This is a genomic window from Vibrio sp. NH-7 (genome assembly GCF_053643215.1).
This window is the reverse complement of record NZ_CM132187.1, coordinates 2,829,071-2,844,962: the sequence shown is the minus strand read 5'-3', so window position 1 is coordinate 2,844,962 and position 15,892 is coordinate 2,829,071. Positions and strand designations below refer to the sequence as shown.

Below are 15,892 nucleotides of genomic sequence, written 5' to 3'. Positions count from 1 at the left end.
CGACCTTGGGGTCGGCGTTTTTGTATCTGCGGCTCATAAATAAGATTTGTGTATATTTCGGAAAAAACATGCAATTAATGTGAATCTTTCGATTATTCCTAAGTTAAATGTTTTGTTACATTTAACGTCGTTGAAGCGAGTCTCTATAACATTCTGTTTTTGTTTGGTTTTAAGAGGACTCATTCAACGTATAGGAGAATTAGAATGAACGATATTGGCTTAGGACAGACAACGAAAGTCGAACAGCGTCGCCAGATGCTACACCGAGGAATAAAAGCCGCGGTATTTGGTGTGCCGCTGCTCGCATTGGGTTTAACGATTAATAGCTCTGTTTTGATGACTGACGCGGGTTACAGTTACGTGCATCAAAACAACATCACCGGTGAACTGGATGTATTCACCGAGCCTGGAATTCACTTCAGAATGCCGTTTCTTTCCAAAATCACTCAGTATGATCAGGTGATTACGGTTTCATTCGGCAACAGCAAAGGGGAAGACTTTTATCAACGTCTTGATCCCGTGCAAGTGCGTTTTGCCGATACTTATATTGGTCAAATCCCGGTGACATTTCGCTTCAAACTGAGTAATGATCCAGAAGCAGTGAAGAAAATGCACCGAGAGTTTCGCAACAACAGCAACTTAATTGATGCCTTGCTGGTGAAAAATGCGCGTAACGTGACGGTGATTACTGCAACTCAATACACTGGTGAAGAGTTCTTTCAGGGTGGGCTGAACCAGTTTAAATCTAAGCTTGGCGATCAACTGCGTGATGGTATCTACACTACAGAGCGTCGTCAGGTTGAAGTCGAACAGCTAGATCTTGCACCTGTAGGGGTTGATCAATCGAATGCTAATCAGTTGCAACGCACCAACCAACTGGTCTGGAAAACCGTGCCTGTTGTGGACTCAAGTGGTCAACCGATTCGTCAAGATAACCCTCTGCAGCAGTATGGCATCCAAGTGACTCAGGTAACCATTGGCGACCCTCAGCCAGAGAAGCAGCTTGATCAGCTATTAGCGGACAAGAAGCGTTTGGTTGCCGACCGTATCCGTGCAATTCAGGAGCAAGAGACGTCGAAAGCTCAAGCGGAAACTGAGCAGTTGCGAAAAGAGATCCAGCGAACTCGTGAAGTACAAGACGCTCAGCGTCAGAAGGAACTGGCGATCATTTCTCAGCAGAAAGAAGTTGAAGTAGCGAGGCAAATTGCAGAGCGTGAGATCGTTGAAGTTGAAAAAACCAAACGCCTAGCAGAGGTAGAAAAAGAGAAAGAGCTCGCGATAGCAGAAGCCAACCTAGCCATCCAAAAAGCTAACGCGCTATCGGCAGAATTTGAAGCCAAAGCGATACTTGAAAAAGGTCGAGCGGAAGCAGAAGTTCTAAAAGCGAAGTACGCTGCACTGGGCGCTAACCGTGAAGTGTACTTGGCGGAGCTAAATCGCGATGTGGCGAACTCCTTGTATAGTAATTTGCAGAACTTCCAAGTTCAGATGCCGCAAAACTACATCGGTGGTAGTGATGAAACAGGCTTAAAAACCAACTTGGACGTAATCACTGGCTTTGGCGCTCTGGGGCTTATGGACCAAACAAAGAAGGTGACCCAGCAATAGGTACATGGGTAACCTAAAGCTCGAGAAGGTATGAAAAAAGAGGCTGATAGTATCTATCAGCCTCTTTTTGATTTTAGCTTGTCTCTTAAATCATAAAGATAAAGATTACCGCTAGGGCAGAAATTAAACCTGCAAACGCGTAACACGCCACTTTGCCAACGACACCAGTATGGAACTTAAGGTCGTGCATACCGTGGTGTACACGGTGCATGGCATGCCACATTGGCAGTGCGAGTGTACCGATAATGAACAGTGCACCAATGATGCTGGTGGCAAACTCAGACACACGCTCATAACTCAGTGCATCAGCATTGATGACGCCTAAAGGTACCAAAATACCCAGCACTAAAATCGTAACAGGGGTGATCATTGCAAACCAGGTACCACCTGCGCCAAATAGCCCCCACCAGATTGGCTCATCAGAACGCTTTGGTGCTCTATCTACTGAAAAATTTGGTTTCATTGTTAAAGCTCCTTACACGATGACCAAGACGACAAGTGAGATGAAAGCGACAGCAGCCCATTGAGTCAGAACAATGATCTTCTTATCGACTGGCTTACCTTTCAAGCGAATCGGCATCACCTGAGGCATCATGCTGAAGAAGGTTTGTGCGTGCAGGAGGCTACCTAACAGAGCCACGATGTTAATCGCAACTACCACAGGGTTAGCCATAAAGCTGAGCCAGGTTTGCCATGCTTCTGGGCCTTTTACTAGTGCGCCAAGACCAAATGTCAGGAACAAAGTAAATAGCACCAAAGGCAGTACGGTTGCTTCACGCAGCATGTAGAAGCGGTAAAACGGATGATCTTTCCACCATGTACGTTTTACTTCACGAACGTAAGGTTTACGGTTACTCATCTTACGCCTCCTCTGCTGTTTTTGTTGGAGTGCCATCAGGCTTGAACATGGAGATAACAAAGTCCATTGAAGACTCTACTTTGCCTTGGTTTACCGCTGCTGCTGGGTCTACGTTTTTCGGACACACTTCAGAACAGTAACCGACGAAGGTACAGCCCCAGGCACCATTCTCACCATTGATTAACGCCATGCGCTCAGCTTTACCGTTATCACGGCTGTCTAGGTTGTAACGGTGTGCCAGAGTGAGGGCAGCAGGACCGATGAACTCAGGGTTCAAACCGAACTGAGGACAGGCTGCGTAGCACAGACCACAGTTGATACAGCCAGCAAACTGCTTGTACTTCGCCATTTGCTCAGGTGTTTGTAGGTTTGTGCCGTCTTCTGGTTTACGGTCGTTACCAATGATGTAAGGTTTGATGGCTTCTAGGCGCTCGATAAACGGCGTCATATCAACGATCAAATCTTTCTCAATTGGGAAGTTTGCTAGTGGCTCGATCTTCACGCCATTTGGGTAATCACGTAGGAAGCTCTTACACGCAAGTTTAGGCACGCCGTCGACCATAATGCCGCAGGAACCACAGATCGCCATACGACAAGACCAGCGGTAAGACAGGTCTTTGTCTAGGTTGTCTTTGATGTAGCCAAGCGCATCAAGCGTTGACATGGTTTCATCAAATGGCACTTCAAAGGTTTGAAAATGCGGTTCTGCGTCTTTCTCTGGGTCATAACGCAGAACTTCTACTTTTTGGATGCGATTTGCTGACATTATGCTTGCTCCTCTGCCTGCTTCTCTGCCGCTTGCGCTGCTTCTTCTGCAGCGGCTTTCTCTGCTGCTTCACCGTATAGACGTGCTTTTGGTTGTGACTTAGTAATCGTCACATCGCTGTAGTCGATACTTGGTGCAGAGTCTTCTTTGAAGAATGCGAGAGAGTGTTTCAGGAAGTTCACGTCGTCACGCTCTGTACAACCATCGTCTAGACGCTGGTGCGCACCACGTGACTCTTTACGCAAGATTGCAGAGTGAACCATCGCTTCTGCCACCTCTAGGCCGTAACCGACTTCGATAGCGTAAAGAAGGTCTGTGTTGAACACCTTGCCTTTGTCTTTGATGCTAATGCGCTTGTAACGCTCTTTCAGCTCAGTGATTTTTTCAATCGTTGCTTGCATTAGATCTTCTTGGCGGTAGATACCACAACCTGCTTCCATGGTGTGACCCATTTCAGTGCGGATGGTTGCCCAGTTTTCATCGCCTTCTTGGTTCATCAGTGCGGCAATGCGCTCTTCAACTGCTTTCACTTGAGCTGCAATTGACTCTTCGTTCCAGCCTTTGAATTCTGCTGCACGTTTCACTGCCTGCTCACCCGCTACGCGACCGAATACTACGAACTCAGCCAGCGAGTTAGAACCAAGACGGTTTGCACCGTGAAGACCCACAGAGGCACATTCACCGACTGCGAATAGACCTTTGATGCGAGTTTCACATTCGCCGTTGGTTTCAATACCACCCATGGTGTAGTGAACCGTTGGGCGAATTGGAATTGGCTCTTTTGCAGGGTCAACGTTCACGTAAGCTTTCGCTAGCTCACAGATAAACGGGAGACGCTCTTGTAGGTACTCTTCACCTAGGTGGCGAAGGTCTAGATGCACCACATCACCAAGAGGGTGTTTGATGGTGTTGCCTTTCTGTTGTTCGTGCCAGAAAGCTTGCGAAACTTTGTCTCGAGGACCCAGTTCCATGTATTTGTTTTTAGGTTGACCCACTGGAGTCTCAGGGCCCATGCCGTAGTCTTGTAGGTAACGATAGCCATCTTTGTTAACGATGATACCGCCTTCACCACGACAACCTTCAGTCATCAGGATACCTGTGCCAGGAAGACCCGTTGGGTGATACTGAACGAATTCCATATCACGTAGAGGAACGCCGTGGCGGTAAGCCATCGCCATGCCGTCGCCCGTTACGATGCCGCCGTTGGTGTTACAGTGGTAAACGCGACCTGCGCCACCTGTTGCCAATACAACGGATTTTGCTTTGATGGTCACTAATTCACCCTCTGACATGTGAATCGCGATCAGGCCTTGAACCTCACCTTCATCAACAAGCAGATCCACAACAAAATACTCATCAAAACGTTTGATGTTGTCGTACTTCATCGACGTCTGGAATAGGGTATGAAGCATGTGGAAGCCAGTTTTGTCGGCAGCGAACCAAGTACGTTCGACTTTCATGCCACCGAAACGGCGAACGTTCACTTCACCGTTTTCTTTACGGCTCCATGGACAGCCCCACTGTTCCATTTGAATCATTTCACGAGTTGCATTCTTTACGAAGTACTCAACGACATCCTGTTCACAAAGCCAGTCACCACCGCCAACGGTATCGTTGAAATGGTTGTCTAAGCTGTCTTCATCCTTGATAACTGCGGCTGAGCCACCTTCTGCAGCGACCGTGTGAGAACGCATCGGGTACACTTTAGAAATCAGAGCAACTTCTAAGTCAGGGTTTGCTTCAGCTGCTGCAATAGCAGTGCGAAGACCAGCGCCGCCTGCGCCGATCACTGCGATATCTGTGGTGATAGTTTGCACAGTTATCCTCCAGTGTGAAATTGCGGAAATATCCGCTTGTTATAATAAAATGGGGTTACTCCCCAAAAGTGGTAGGGTTAGTGTAGAAGAGCTTTTTTTCAGAAAAATTGATGTAATCAGGTTTTTGCTCCACTAATGCATGTAAGAGCATAAATTTTGCAGGTTATGTGACTGCAATCACGGCAAAGGATTTTATGACTTTTTGGCTTGCGAGGAACTTTGTTAAACGGCTGTTGCGTGACATTACAGGCATGGATAGTTCGTGTTGCGACGGATGTTTTTTGAGCTGTAATACGCAAAATGCTTGCTTCAGCTTCGCCCATTTTAAAGCTGCTTTGAGGGGGCTAAGTCGGTAAAATGGCATTCACTAGGCAAAGAAGAACAAAATTGATACTTTGCCGCCATCAAACATCTAAAGAGAGTTCCTATGAACCAAGATTGGCAGCCCACCGCTTCGGTAGAACAATTGCGTCAACGTGCGCATTTGTTAAACCAGATCCGTCAGTTTTTCCTAGAGCGTGATGTATTGGAAGTTGATACACCCGCAATGAGCCATGCGACGGTGACCGATGTTCACTTACACACGTTCCAAACGGAGTTTGTTGGTCCAGGTTACGCCGATGGCAGTAAGCTCTATTTTATGACGAGCCCTGAGTTCCATATGAAGCGTCTCTTGGCGGCGGGTAGTGGTTGTATCTATCAGATCAATAAAGCATTTCGTAATGAGGAGAATGGTCGTTACCACAATCCCGAATTCACTATGCTCGAGTGGTACCGAGTTGGCTTTGACCATCACCAGTTAATGGATGAGATGGACCACCTACTGCAACGGGTATTGAAGTGTGGCGCTGCTGAGCGAATGACTTACCAGCAAGCTTTCATGGACGTACTTGGTGTGTGCCCGTTAGAAGGTTCGATGCAGGAACTCAAAGCGGTGGCGGCCAAGTTGGGACTGAGTGATATTGCAGAGCCTGAAGACGATCGCGATACCCTACTTCAATTGCTATTTAGCATCGGTGTCGAAGCTAAGATAGGCCAAAAGACTCCGGCATTTGTTTATGATTTCCCAGCCTCCCAAGCCGCTTTGGCGAAAATAAATCGACAGGATCCAAGAGTCGCCGATCGTTTTGAGGTCTACTTTAAAGGGATTGAACTGGCAAACGGCTTCCATGAGCTTGATAACCCCAAAGAGCAGTTGAAACGTTTTGAGCAAGACAACGCTAAGCGTGTTGAGATGGGGCTGGAGCCTCAACCGATTGATCATCACCTGATCGCTGCTTTGGAGTCAGGGCTTCCAGAGTGCGCAGGCGTCGCACTGGGCGTTGATCGCCTGATTATGCTGGCGATCGGCTGTGATCACATTGATCAGGTGACTGCTTTCCCATTCCCAAGAGCGTGACGAAATACGCAACAGATGGGGATTGTGCGTGCATTTGGCTCGCTTAGGCACCTTAACCTCGCTATACTCCCAATCTGAATTTTAGTCTAGAGCTGCTATAGCCTTCATATTTGAAGTGGCAGCTCTATCATCGAAGAGCACAGGACATGCAAGAGTACATCGCATTTTTTCAAGAGAACATGATTCTATCTCTGGTATGGGTAGGTCTTTTGGTCGCCCTTATCATGAACATCGTTAAGTCTGCGACAGCAGCCTACAAAGAAATCACTGCCAACGAAGTGACCACCCTGATGAACCGTGAGAATGGCGTTGTGGTTGATATTCGTGCGAAAGATGAGTTCCGCAAAGGTCATATTACCGATGCAGTTCACATTTTGCCGTCTGATATTAAAGCAGGTAACTTTGGTAGCCTTGAAAACCGCAAAGGTGACCCAATCATCGTAGTATGCAAGACAGGTCAAACGGCGCAAGAGAGCGCTAACCTTCTAGCGAAAGCAGGCTTTGAAAAAGTGAACTTGCTTAAGAATGGTCTTATTGCTTGGAATGAAGCAAACCTACCTTTGGTTAAAGGTAAGAAGTAATTTACACAACGAATGCTTGGAGCGTTGATTGAAAAGTCAGCGTTTATCGCTGAGAGATGTGAAGACTCCCACGAAATAGCGTGGAAACCTAGTCAGCGTAAGCACTCTCAGTTAGTCTCGAAACAGACTCATAATTCAAGATTAAAGGATTTTTATAATGGCTGAAGCAGCACCGCAACAAGAAGCTCAAAACTTCGCAATTCAACGTATCTTCCTAAAAGACGTTTCTTTCGAAGCGCCAAATTCACCAGACATGTTCCAAAAAGAGTGGAACCCAGATGTGAAACTGGATCTAGACACGCAAAGCCGTGAACTGGGTGAAGGTGTTTACGAAGTTGTGCTTCGTTTGACTGTTACTGTGAAAAATGCAGAAGAGACAGCGTTCCTATGTGAAGTACAGCAAGGCGGTATTTTCACAGCAGAGAAAATGGAAGCGGGTCAACTAGCTCACTGTCTAGGTGCGTTCTGTCCAAACATTCTATTCCCATACGCTCGTGAAACGATTTCTAGCCTAGTTGTTAAAGGTACGTTCCCACAACTAAACCTTGCACCAGTTAACTTTGATGCACTGTTTATGAACTACCTACAGCAACAAGCTCAGGCGGAAGGCCAAGCGGAAGCTTAATTGACTGACTCTGTTTTTACAGAGCGGGAATCAAATGCACAGAGTATCTTCATGTTGATGCGCTGTGCATTTTTTCTTTAAGTAGAGTGGAGTTTTCAGCGTCTTACTCATCAAGGCGATGACAACTGGATTCTAGTCACTTACACGACAATCAGGCGGAACAATGACAGATAAAAATACCAACAATGCCTACGGTAAAGAGATTTCAATGGTGGTTCTTGGAGCGGGGTCATACGGCACTTCGCTCGCAATCTCGTTGGCTCGCAACGGTGCGAACATCGTAATCTGGGGGCACGAGCCAGAACACATGGCGCGTTTGGAAGCCGATCGCGCTAACCATGAGTTTCTACCTGGTATTGATTTTCCAGAGAGTTTAATCGTTGAGTCTGATCTAGAAAAAGCGGTTCAGTCTAGCCGTGACCTTTTGGTTGTCGTACCGAGCCATGTGTTTGGTATTGTATTGAACAGTGTGAAGCCTTTCCTGCGCGACGATACGCGCATCTGCTGGGCAACGAAAGGGTTGGAGCCAGAAACGGGTCGTTTGTTAAAAGATGTGGCTTACGACGCGCTAGGGGAAGGCTACTCACTGGCAGTGTTATCTGGCCCGACGTTTGCGAAAGAGTTAGCGATGGGTATGCCGACGGCTATCTCAGTAGCTTCACCAGATGCCGAGTTTGTTGCCGATCTCCAAGAAAAAATTCATTGCAGTAAAACATTCCGAGTGTACGCAAACAGTGACTTTACTGGCATGCAGTTGGGCGGCGCGGTGAAGAACGTGATTGCGATTGGCGCGGGTATGTCAGATGGCATTGGTTTTGGCGCGAACGCTCGTACCGCATTAATTACCCGTGGTCTCGCGGAAATGAGCCGCTTGGGAGCTGCTCTAGGTGCACAAGCGGAAACGTTTATGGGCATGGCGGGTCTTGGCGATCTGGTACTGACTTGTACAGATAACCAATCACGTAACCGCCGCTTTGGTTTGGCTTTAGGTCAAGGCAAGGATGTGGATACGGCACAGAATGAAATTGGTCAGGTGGTTGAAGGCTATCGCAATACCAAAGAAGTGTTTTTGTTGGCTGAACGCATGGGCGTTGAGATGCCAATTGTTGATCAAATCTATCAAGTATTGTATCAAGGAAAGGATGCGCGACTCGCTGCGAAGGATCTTCTTGCTCGCGATAAGAAGGCAGAGGCATAAGGCTACCCAGCTACTAGAAGAAAGATCGTATCTAGCAACAAGGATTGGATACTAGGAAAGCACATGAAACATTGCGAAAAAAAGAACGTTTGGCAAGCGATTGTTCGTGAAGCAAGAGAGCTCTCGGAGCAAGAGCCTATGCTTGCGAGCTTTTATCATGCCACGATCATTAAACACGACAGCTTAGCGTCGGCGTTGAGCTACATTCTTGCCAACAAGCTCAATACTGCTTCAATGCCGGCTATGGCGGTACGTGAAGTCGTTGAAGAGGCGTTTAATGCCGATCCAAAGATTACCGAAGCCGCAGCGTGTGACATTTGCGCGACGGTAAACCGAGATCCAGCGGTCGCAATGTACTCAATGCCATTACTCTATTTGAAAGGCTATCACGCGCTGCAAGGGTATCGCGTTGCTAACTGGCTTTGGAAGCAAGGTCGAGTCGCTCTTGCGACGTATCTTCAAAACCAAATCTCGGTGGCTTGTCAGGTGGATATTCACCCAGCAGCGCGCATTGGCCGTGGCATCATGTTAGACCATGCAACGGGTATTGTGATTGGTGAAACCGCTGTGGTGGAGAATGATGTCTCCATCCTTCAAGATGTGACACTTGGCGGTACAGGTAAAGAGTGCGGGGATCGTCACCCGAAAATTCGTGAAGGCGTGATGATTGGTGCTGGGGCGAAAATTCTCGGTAACATCGAGGTCGGTGAGGGTGCTAAGATTGGTTCTTGCTCCGTAGTATTGCAACCCGTGCCTGCTCATACGACCGTGGCGGGGGTGCCTGCCAAGATTGTCGGTAGACCAAAAACCGATAAGCCGTCATTGGATATGGACCAACAATTCAATGGTAAATCCCAAAGCTTTATTGGTGGCGACGGGATATAGCCCTTTGAAAATGATCATCTAAGAAGCCAGCTAGTTATCTAGCTGGCTTTTTTGTTTCACAGGTCCATCAAAGACAGCTGGTCATCGATTGGTTTAGCACTTTGGTACAATGGGTTCGAGTTATCAAAACCGAGCTTGGTTTCTCTCAGTGTGACTTCTTCTTTGGCCGCGAGAAAAGCCTGGAAAAAGGAGTGTGTTCTTGTCAGATTATTTTTGAAGAAGGCTTCACCAAAGAAGGTGAATTCTGCGGTATTGGTGCATCCAAACGAGGGGTGGTTATGATCGGAGGCGCTAATGACTAGAGTATTTAAATCGGCAAGCTGACTCACGAAGTTGCCAGAGAAGCAGGCTGAAACTACAACCACTCGCCATTTGATCCCTGAGTTGTCTAACATCGTCTTGAGCTCTTTAGGCGAAATGGTTTCGTTGTGATTTGGCCCAAAACTCACATTCAAGCCAAAGCGAAATTCACCATGCCCAGAGAGGTAAAGAAACAGAATATCGTTGTCGACATCCATTTGCTGGCCAATAGCGGTGAGGGTTGCGGACAAGTTGTCTGATGTCGCCATTGGGTAATCATTTTGAGTCTGGCGATTGTTGATCAGTAGTAGCGAGCGCCCTTCGGTTTCAAACCGTTGATCAAATAGCTGCTGGACATAACTGACTTCTTTCATGAATACGTTCTGGGAAGAGTCCGCAGCAAAGCCCACAAAATACATCTCAACCTTATCAGGGGACTGCGGGGTGAGATTCGTGCTTTGCGCTGTGACCAATGCTGGCTGCGCATCCAGCAGCGCTTGGTTAACGCATCCACTGAGTATCAGACAAAGAAATAGGTTCGCAATGAGCTTGGAGGTTGGTCTCGTCATCAGGGGAAATGTCCTTTAGTCACATAGAAGGGCATATAGTGACGTGGTTTTGCACACAATTCCTTTTGCTTTTATAAAGTTACGACGGAACTCAAAATGGCAGGCACTAAAAAGCCGAATCCGTGGATTCGGCTTGTATGGAATAGCGCGGTAATTAGCCTAGCTCTGCAAGCTCGCTGAGTACTTCGTCTGCCCACTCAATCCAAGCTTGGCGAACCAGAAGATTGCGGCGCAATGTTAAGCGCTCTAGACGTTGCTGCTTGTCCAAAGTAGATGGTGTTGAGTAGTACGCACTTTCAATTTCTTGGTAATGCGCAACGAGTTTGCGAGACTCCTCAACCAGCTCTGCTAGCTGAACTCGGTATGGCGCCGATGGTTGAACGGCACACGCCATGAGTTTTGCTGAGAATTCATCACGCACTGTTGGGTGCGCAGTTGGTTGGTCGAACCATTCACCAAGCGCTGTGCGACCCGCGTCTGTGATGGAGTAAACCTTACGATCAGGTTTGCCTTCTTGAGGTTCTAATACGCAAGTTACAAGCTCGTTTTGAGCCATTTTGTTAAGCTCACGATAGACTTGCTGGTGGCTAGCTTTCCAGAAGTAGCCGATGGTTGCTGAAAATTCTTTGGTGATATCGTAGCCAGTAGCATCGCGTGTGCTCAGTACTGTCAGAATAACGTGTGGTAATGACATGTCTTCAATCCAAATGGTCAATAAACTCAAATACGACTGCTTAGCTACTGTTGTGCTTCTATGGCACTTAATAATCAGTGGAATACCGTATGAGGTAATCTTTAAGCAGCGCCAACATATGTTGGCCATGTCACCTTAAAAAAGCCGTTTATCACCTAGATCGAATCACGAAGGAGTCGAAGAAACTGTATGTTAAGAATTGTTATATACATACAGAGGACGAGTAGTATATCTAAATAATAAGCATAAAGTAGAATAGAAGGACAAAATATACCAAAAAACTGATAATTTTCTCAATAATTGAAAAATTCGGTTTATAATTCTTTTTATTGGTTATAAAAGTCTTCTTTTGTTAGTGTTTTTGCTGTTTATCTATTAACCAATAGCGAAGAATAAAAAAGGGCTAGCCTTTCAGCTAACCCTTTGCATAGAGTGGAAATGGACACTAACCAGTGTTACGCATACCTGCAGCAATACCCGCAATGGTGACCATTAGCGCTTCTTCAAGCTCTTCTGTCGATGCTTCTTCACTCTGACGAGTGCGGTACAGAAGCTCTGCTTGAAGCATGTTCAAAGGCTCAACGTAGATATTACGTAGGCGAATCGACTCTTGTCCCCACGGATCGCTTTGCATCAAGTTTTCGTTGTTCTCTACGTTAAGCACCGCTTTGATGTCTTTCTTAAGCTGGTCACGTAGACGATCACCCAGAGGCTGAAGTTTAGGATCGACGAGACGCTCATCGTAGTAGCGAGAGATCTCGATGTTACACTTGGTGTAGACCATCTCTAACATGCCTAGACGAGTTGAGAAGAACGGCCACTCGCGACACATCTCCTCAAGCAGCGCTTGGTGACCTTTGTCGACCGAGTACTGAATAGCTTCACCCGCGCCCAACCATGCAGGCAGCACCAGACGGTTTTGGCTCCACGAGAAGATCCACGGAATCGCTCGTAGGCTTTCTACGCCGCCTTGAGGGTTACGTTTTGCCGGGCGAGAGCCAAGCGGTAGTTTGCCTAACTCGAGCTCTGGAGTTGCTTGACGGAAGTATGGAACAAAGTCTGGCTCGCCACGTACAACGCTGCGGTATGCTTCACAGCTGACTTCAGACAGTACATCCATCAGGTCACGCCATTCTTGTTTTGGCTCTGGTGGCGGTAGCAGGTTCGCCTCCAAGATAGCGCTGGCGTACAGGTTGAAACTGTTTACCGCAACATCGGGTAGGCCCAGTTTAAAGCGGATCATTTCACCTTGCTCAGTAACGCGAAGGCCGCCTTTTAGGCTCTTCGGTGGCTGAGACAGTAACGCGGCATGAGCAGGTGCACCACCGCGGCCAATTGTACCGCCACGACCGTGGAAGAGGGTAAGCTCCACGCCTTCTTCTTCAGCCACTTTCACTAATGAATCCATCGCGTGGTACTGAGCCCAGCCTGCCGACATTACACCCGCGTCTTTTGCTGAATCAGAGTAGCCAATCATTACCATCTGGTGGTTTTGGATAAATCCGCGGTAGAGGTCAATCCCCATCAGTTGCTTGATTACAGATTCCGCATTGTTCAAATCGTCTAGAGTTTCAAACAATGGACAAACGTCCATACGGTATGGGCAACCGGACTCTTGAAGCAGCAGGTGAACTGCCAGTACGTCAGAGGCTGTGCGTGCCATTGAGATGACGTAAGCACCGAAAGCTTCACGCGGCTGAGCGGCGACAATCTTACAGGTATCCAGGACTTCTTTGACTGCCTCTGATGGTTCCCAATCACGGGGAAGAAGCGGGCGTTTCGATGCCAATTCGTTGGTCAAGAAGGCAATCTTATCTTGTTCGCTCCACTGATCGTAATCACCAATACCCAAGTAGCGAGTCAGCTCAGATAGCACATCTGAGTGGCGAGTACTTTCTTGGCGAATATCTAGGCGAACGAGGTGAACTCCGAACGCTTTAATGCGACGAAGAGTATCTAGCAGCGAGCCATCAGCGATGATGCCCATGCCACATTCATGCAGCGATTGGTAACACGCGTACAGTGGCTCCCAAAGTTGTTCGATACGCTGCAGAGGAGCCTTAACCGCCAGTTTTTGGCCGTGGACTTTCGCATCTAGAATCTCTTTGGTTTCGTTGAGCAGGTTACGTAACTCTTTTAGAACCGCACGATAAGGTTCGTGCTCGTCTTCTCCGGCAAGTGCGCGAATGGTGTCGTTACATTTGGTCATCGACAGCTCGCTAACAAGCTCATTGACATCGTTGAGGTAAAGATCGGCCGCTTTCCAGCGTGAGAGAAGCATCACTTCGCGAGTGACGGTGTGAGTGACGAATGGGTTCCCATCTCGGTCACCGCCCATCCAAGAGGAGAAGTGTACAGGGCGAGCATCAATCGGCAGCCCTTCACCAAGATAATCCTTTAGACGACCATCCATCTCACGCAAGAAATCTGGTACTGCTTCCCACAGAGAGTTTTCGACAACGGCAAAGCCCCATTTTGCTTCATCAAGAGGCGTTGGGCGCTGCTTACGAATGGTATCGGAATGCCAGCTCTGAGCGATTAATTGCTCAAGGCGACGTTCTGTTTTTGCTCGTTCTTTGACTGACAGGTCACCGAGCTCAAGCTTAGATAGACACTCATTGATCTTAACAAGCTTGTTGATCATGGTGCGACGCGTGATCTCTGTTGGGTGAGCGGTCAGGACAAGTTCAATATTCAGTTCACGGACTGCTTGAGCCGTGTCTAACTTGCTGATGTCGTTTTGGCTCAACTTAGAGAAAAACGTATTGAGAGCGTCTGGTTCACAAACGTGTGCATCACAATGACGAGAGATAGTGTGGTACTGCTCTGCCATGTTGGTCAGATTGAGGAATTGGTTGAATGCATGGGCAACAGGGGTCAGCTGCTCATTTGGAAGGTTTTTGATTTCCTCGATCAAGCTGTCTCTATCAGCCTGATTACCAGCTAGGGCGGACTTGGAAAGTTTACGAATCGTTTCTACTTTCTCTAGAAGTTCCTCACCATGTGCATCCTTGATGGTGTTACCGAGCAAGTGTCCTAGCATGCTCACATTGCTTCGCAGAGCAGAGTATTTCTCGTTCATTGTCATCCTGCCTTGTAAAAAAATTACATCCAATGTTCTTTTGTTAAGCAAACAATCTAGCGAAAAATGTCGTGTGGAGTCAATTATCGCATGCAAAGTTTGCAAATATTATGAAAAGGAATGTAACCCAAGTAAGCAACAGATTGATGTGAAGTATGCTGAAATTTTATTACAAAAAAGGCTAGCTACACTCAAGCTAGCCCAGTTGTCATTTGGATTTAGTCAAAGCAATAACGGTACATGGCTTTGGATAGGACATCGATGGTCGGGTCAATAAATTCGAATGCCAAGAATTCATCTGGCTGATGCGCTTGATCAATGGACCCCGGTCCGAGTACGAGTGTCGGGCAAAGCTGCTGCAAGAAAGGCGCCTCGGTGCAGTAGTTGACGGTTTCTGAGCTCATGCCACAGATCTCTTCGACACCACCAATAAAGGGATGGTCGTGCTGACATTCGTAACCAGGGATAGGCTCATGCAGTGGGGTGATGCCAATTCGCCCTGGCCATTTGGCTTCGACCTCTTTGAGCGCTCCGCGCAGCATATTGTCTAAGCCATCCAAACTGATTCCAGGTAAAGGGCGGACATCATAATGCAGCTCGCAACAGCCACAGATGCGGTTGGCGCTATCCCCACCGTGAATATGGCCCAAGTTGAGCGTTGGGCTTGGAATGGCAAAACCCGGGTGATGATATTCCTTGATCAGCTTGTCTCGCAACTGCATTAATGCAAACAAGACTTCATGCATGATCTCAATGGCGTTCACTCCCAAAGCGGGATCAGATGAATGACCGGATTTGCCAGTGACGCGCACGGCATTAGCAACATGGCCTTTATGGCCGCGAATCGGCACTAAGCTGGTGGGCTCACCAATGATGCAGTAATCCGGTTTAAACGGAGCATTATCAGTAAAGTGGCGTGCACCGAGCATCGTCGTCTCTTCATCGCAGGTGGCTAAGATGTACAGCGGCTTTGTCTGTTTGCTCCAATCGACTTTCTTGACCGCCTCAATAATAAAAGCGAAGTAGCCTTTCATATCGGCGGTGCCTAGCCCGTAAAAGCGATTGTTTGCTTCGGTCAACGCGTGCGGGTCAAAGTTCCATCGACCTTCGTCAAAGGGGACGGTATCGCTGTGACCGGCGAGTAGCAGCCCTCCCTCACCTGCGCCTTTTTTAGCGATGAGGTTGTACTTCCCTGATTCCACTTCCGTCAGTTCGACTTGGAATCCAACGTCTTTCAACCATCCTGCAAGTTTCTCAATGACTTGCGCATTACCTTCATCCCAACTCGGGTCGGTCGAGCTAATAGAAGAGGTAGAAATTAGGCCCTGATAGACCTCTTTGAAACTCGGCAATTGCATAATTAGTTTGCTTTCCCTGTTGACATAAATCAATTTAGAAGGTAAAACACATAATAAATCACTTTTAATGAATAAAAAACCGATAAAAGCGATGTTTTTGTAAATTTGTAGTCACTCTATTGAGTGGCGTTTTTTGAAAAAATGGATGTCG

Annotated in this window: 14 protein-coding genes; 6 read left to right on the top strand and 8 right to left on the bottom strand. The window is 47.5% G+C overall.

Annotated features, from left to right (window positions below; translation table 11 throughout):
- Positions 1-204: 204 nt before the first annotated feature.
- On the top strand, positions 205-1,608 hold the full coding sequence (locus ACUALS_RS13230) for an SPFH domain-containing protein (protein ID WP_038141186.1): 1,404 nt from the start codon (positions 205-207) through the stop codon (positions 1,606-1,608).
- An 85-nt stretch (positions 1,609-1,693) separates the two neighbouring features.
- Here the strand turns inward: ACUALS_RS13230 and frdD are convergent, their stop codons facing one another.
- Genes frdD through frdA form a run of 4 tightly spaced genes read right to left on the bottom strand, consistent with a single transcriptional unit; the run spans position 1,694 to position 5,050 of the window.
- Positions 1,694-2,071 (bottom strand): fumarate reductase subunit FrdD, encoded by a 378-nt coding sequence (frdD, locus tag ACUALS_RS13225; protein ID WP_005474194.1) that lies wholly within the window; start codon positions 2,069-2,071, stop codon positions 1,694-1,696.
- Between the two features lie 12 nt (positions 2,072-2,083).
- A complete protein-coding gene (gene frdC, locus ACUALS_RS13220) occupies positions 2,084-2,467 on the bottom strand; it encodes a fumarate reductase subunit FrdC (RefSeq protein WP_334475589.1) in 384 nt (127 codons plus the stop codon).
- Between the two features lies 1 nt (position 2,468).
- The gene (locus ACUALS_RS13215) at positions 2,469-3,233 is read right to left on the bottom strand and encodes a succinate dehydrogenase/fumarate reductase iron-sulfur subunit (protein WP_454448505.1); all 765 of its coding nucleotides are present in this window, start codon (positions 3,231-3,233) and stop codon (positions 2,469-2,471) included.
- On the bottom strand, positions 3,233-5,050 hold the full coding sequence (gene frdA / locus ACUALS_RS13210; RefSeq protein WP_038141189.1) for a fumarate reductase (quinol) flavoprotein subunit: 1,818 nt from the start codon (positions 5,048-5,050) through the stop codon (positions 3,233-3,235). The genes ACUALS_RS13215 and frdA overlap by 1 nt, the downstream gene beginning before the upstream one ends.
- Positions 5,051-5,477: 427 nt before the next feature.
- On the opposite strand from frdA, the gene epmA reads away from it, so the two are divergent.
- The 5 genes from epmA to cysE all read left to right on the top strand — a co-directional run bounded on the left by epmA (position 5,478) and on the right by cysE (position 9,738).
- The gene (gene epmA, locus ACUALS_RS13205; protein WP_454448504.1) at positions 5,478-6,449 is read left to right on the top strand and encodes an elongation factor P--(R)-beta-lysine ligase; all 972 of its coding nucleotides are present in this window, start codon (positions 5,478-5,480) and stop codon (positions 6,447-6,449) included.
- Positions 6,450-6,595: 146 nt separating this feature from the next.
- Positions 6,596-7,030 (top strand): rhodanese-like domain-containing protein, encoded by a 435-nt coding sequence (locus tag ACUALS_RS13200; protein WP_038141193.1) that lies wholly within the window; start codon positions 6,596-6,598, stop codon positions 7,028-7,030.
- A gap of 157 nt (positions 7,031-7,187) precedes the next feature.
- A complete protein-coding gene (secB, locus tag ACUALS_RS13195; protein WP_005474178.1) occupies positions 7,188-7,655 on the top strand; it encodes a protein-export chaperone SecB in 468 nt (155 codons plus the stop codon).
- Between the two features lie 163 nt (positions 7,656-7,818).
- A complete protein-coding gene (gpsA, locus tag ACUALS_RS13190; protein WP_005474156.1) occupies positions 7,819-8,853 on the top strand; it encodes an NAD(P)H-dependent glycerol-3-phosphate dehydrogenase in 1,035 nt (344 codons plus the stop codon).
- A 63-nt stretch (positions 8,854-8,916) separates the two neighbouring features.
- A complete protein-coding gene (cysE, locus tag ACUALS_RS13185) occupies positions 8,917-9,738 on the top strand; it encodes a serine O-acetyltransferase (protein WP_005474152.1) in 822 nt (273 codons plus the stop codon).
- Positions 9,739-9,794: 56 nt separating this feature from the next.
- Here cysE and ACUALS_RS13180 read toward each other — a convergent pair whose 3' ends face one another.
- The 4 genes from ACUALS_RS13180 to argE form a co-directional block, all read right to left on the bottom strand.
- Positions 9,795-10,607, bottom strand: a complete 813-nt coding sequence (locus ACUALS_RS13180) for a C13 family peptidase (protein ID WP_454448503.1) — start codon at positions 10,605-10,607, stop codon at positions 9,795-9,797.
- Between the two features lie 154 nt (positions 10,608-10,761).
- Positions 10,762-11,301 carry a PadR family transcriptional regulator gene (locus ACUALS_RS13175; protein WP_038186710.1) on the bottom strand — a complete coding sequence of 180 codons (540 nt, stop codon included), beginning with the start codon at positions 11,299-11,301 and terminating at the stop codon, positions 10,762-10,764.
- Between the two features lie 445 nt (positions 11,302-11,746).
- Positions 11,747-14,383 carry a phosphoenolpyruvate carboxylase gene (gene ppc, locus ACUALS_RS13170; protein WP_454448502.1) on the bottom strand — a complete coding sequence of 879 codons (2,637 nt, stop codon included), beginning with the start codon at positions 14,381-14,383 and terminating at the stop codon, positions 11,747-11,749.
- A 218-nt stretch (positions 14,384-14,601) separates the two neighbouring features.
- Positions 14,602-15,741, bottom strand: a complete 1,140-nt coding sequence (gene argE / locus ACUALS_RS13165; protein ID WP_005474163.1) for an acetylornithine deacetylase — start codon at positions 15,739-15,741, stop codon at positions 14,602-14,604.
- Positions 15,742-15,892 lie beyond the last annotated feature (151 nt).

Coding starts and splice junctions, on each gene's coding strand:
- cysE (WP_005474152.1), top strand. CDS start 8,917: ATGAAACATTGCGAAAAAAAGAACGTTTGGCAAGCGATTGTTCGTGAA.
- ACUALS_RS13180 (WP_454448503.1), bottom strand. CDS start 10,607: ATGACGAGACCAACCTCCAAGCTCATTGCGAACCTATTTCTTTGTCTG.
- ACUALS_RS13215 (WP_454448505.1), bottom strand. CDS start 3,233: ATGTCAGCAAATCGCATCCAAAAAGTAGAAGTTCTGCGTTATGACCCA.
- epmA (WP_454448504.1), top strand. CDS start 5,478: ATGAACCAAGATTGGCAGCCCACCGCTTCGGTAGAACAATTGCGTCAA.
- frdC (WP_334475589.1), bottom strand. CDS start 2,467: ATGAGTAACCGTAAACCTTACGTTCGTGAAGTAAAACGTACATGGTGG.
- gpsA (WP_005474156.1), top strand. CDS start 7,819: ATGACAGATAAAAATACCAACAATGCCTACGGTAAAGAGATTTCAATG.
- ppc (WP_454448502.1), bottom strand. CDS start 14,383: ATGAACGAGAAATACTCTGCTCTGCGAAGCAATGTGAGCATGCTAGGA.
- secB (WP_005474178.1), top strand. CDS start 7,188: ATGGCTGAAGCAGCACCGCAACAAGAAGCTCAAAACTTCGCAATTCAA.
- ACUALS_RS13175 (WP_038186710.1), bottom strand. CDS start 11,301: ATGTCATTACCACACGTTATTCTGACAGTACTGAGCACACGCGATGCT.
- frdD (WP_005474194.1), bottom strand. CDS start 2,071: ATGAAACCAAATTTTTCAGTAGATAGAGCACCAAAGCGTTCTGATGAG.
- argE (WP_005474163.1), bottom strand. CDS start 15,741: ATGCAATTGCCGAGTTTCAAAGAGGTCTATCAGGGCCTAATTTCTACC.
- ACUALS_RS13200 (WP_038141193.1), top strand. CDS start 6,596: ATGCAAGAGTACATCGCATTTTTTCAAGAGAACATGATTCTATCTCTG.
- ACUALS_RS13230 (WP_038141186.1), top strand. CDS start 205: ATGAACGATATTGGCTTAGGACAGACAACGAAAGTCGAACAGCGTCGC.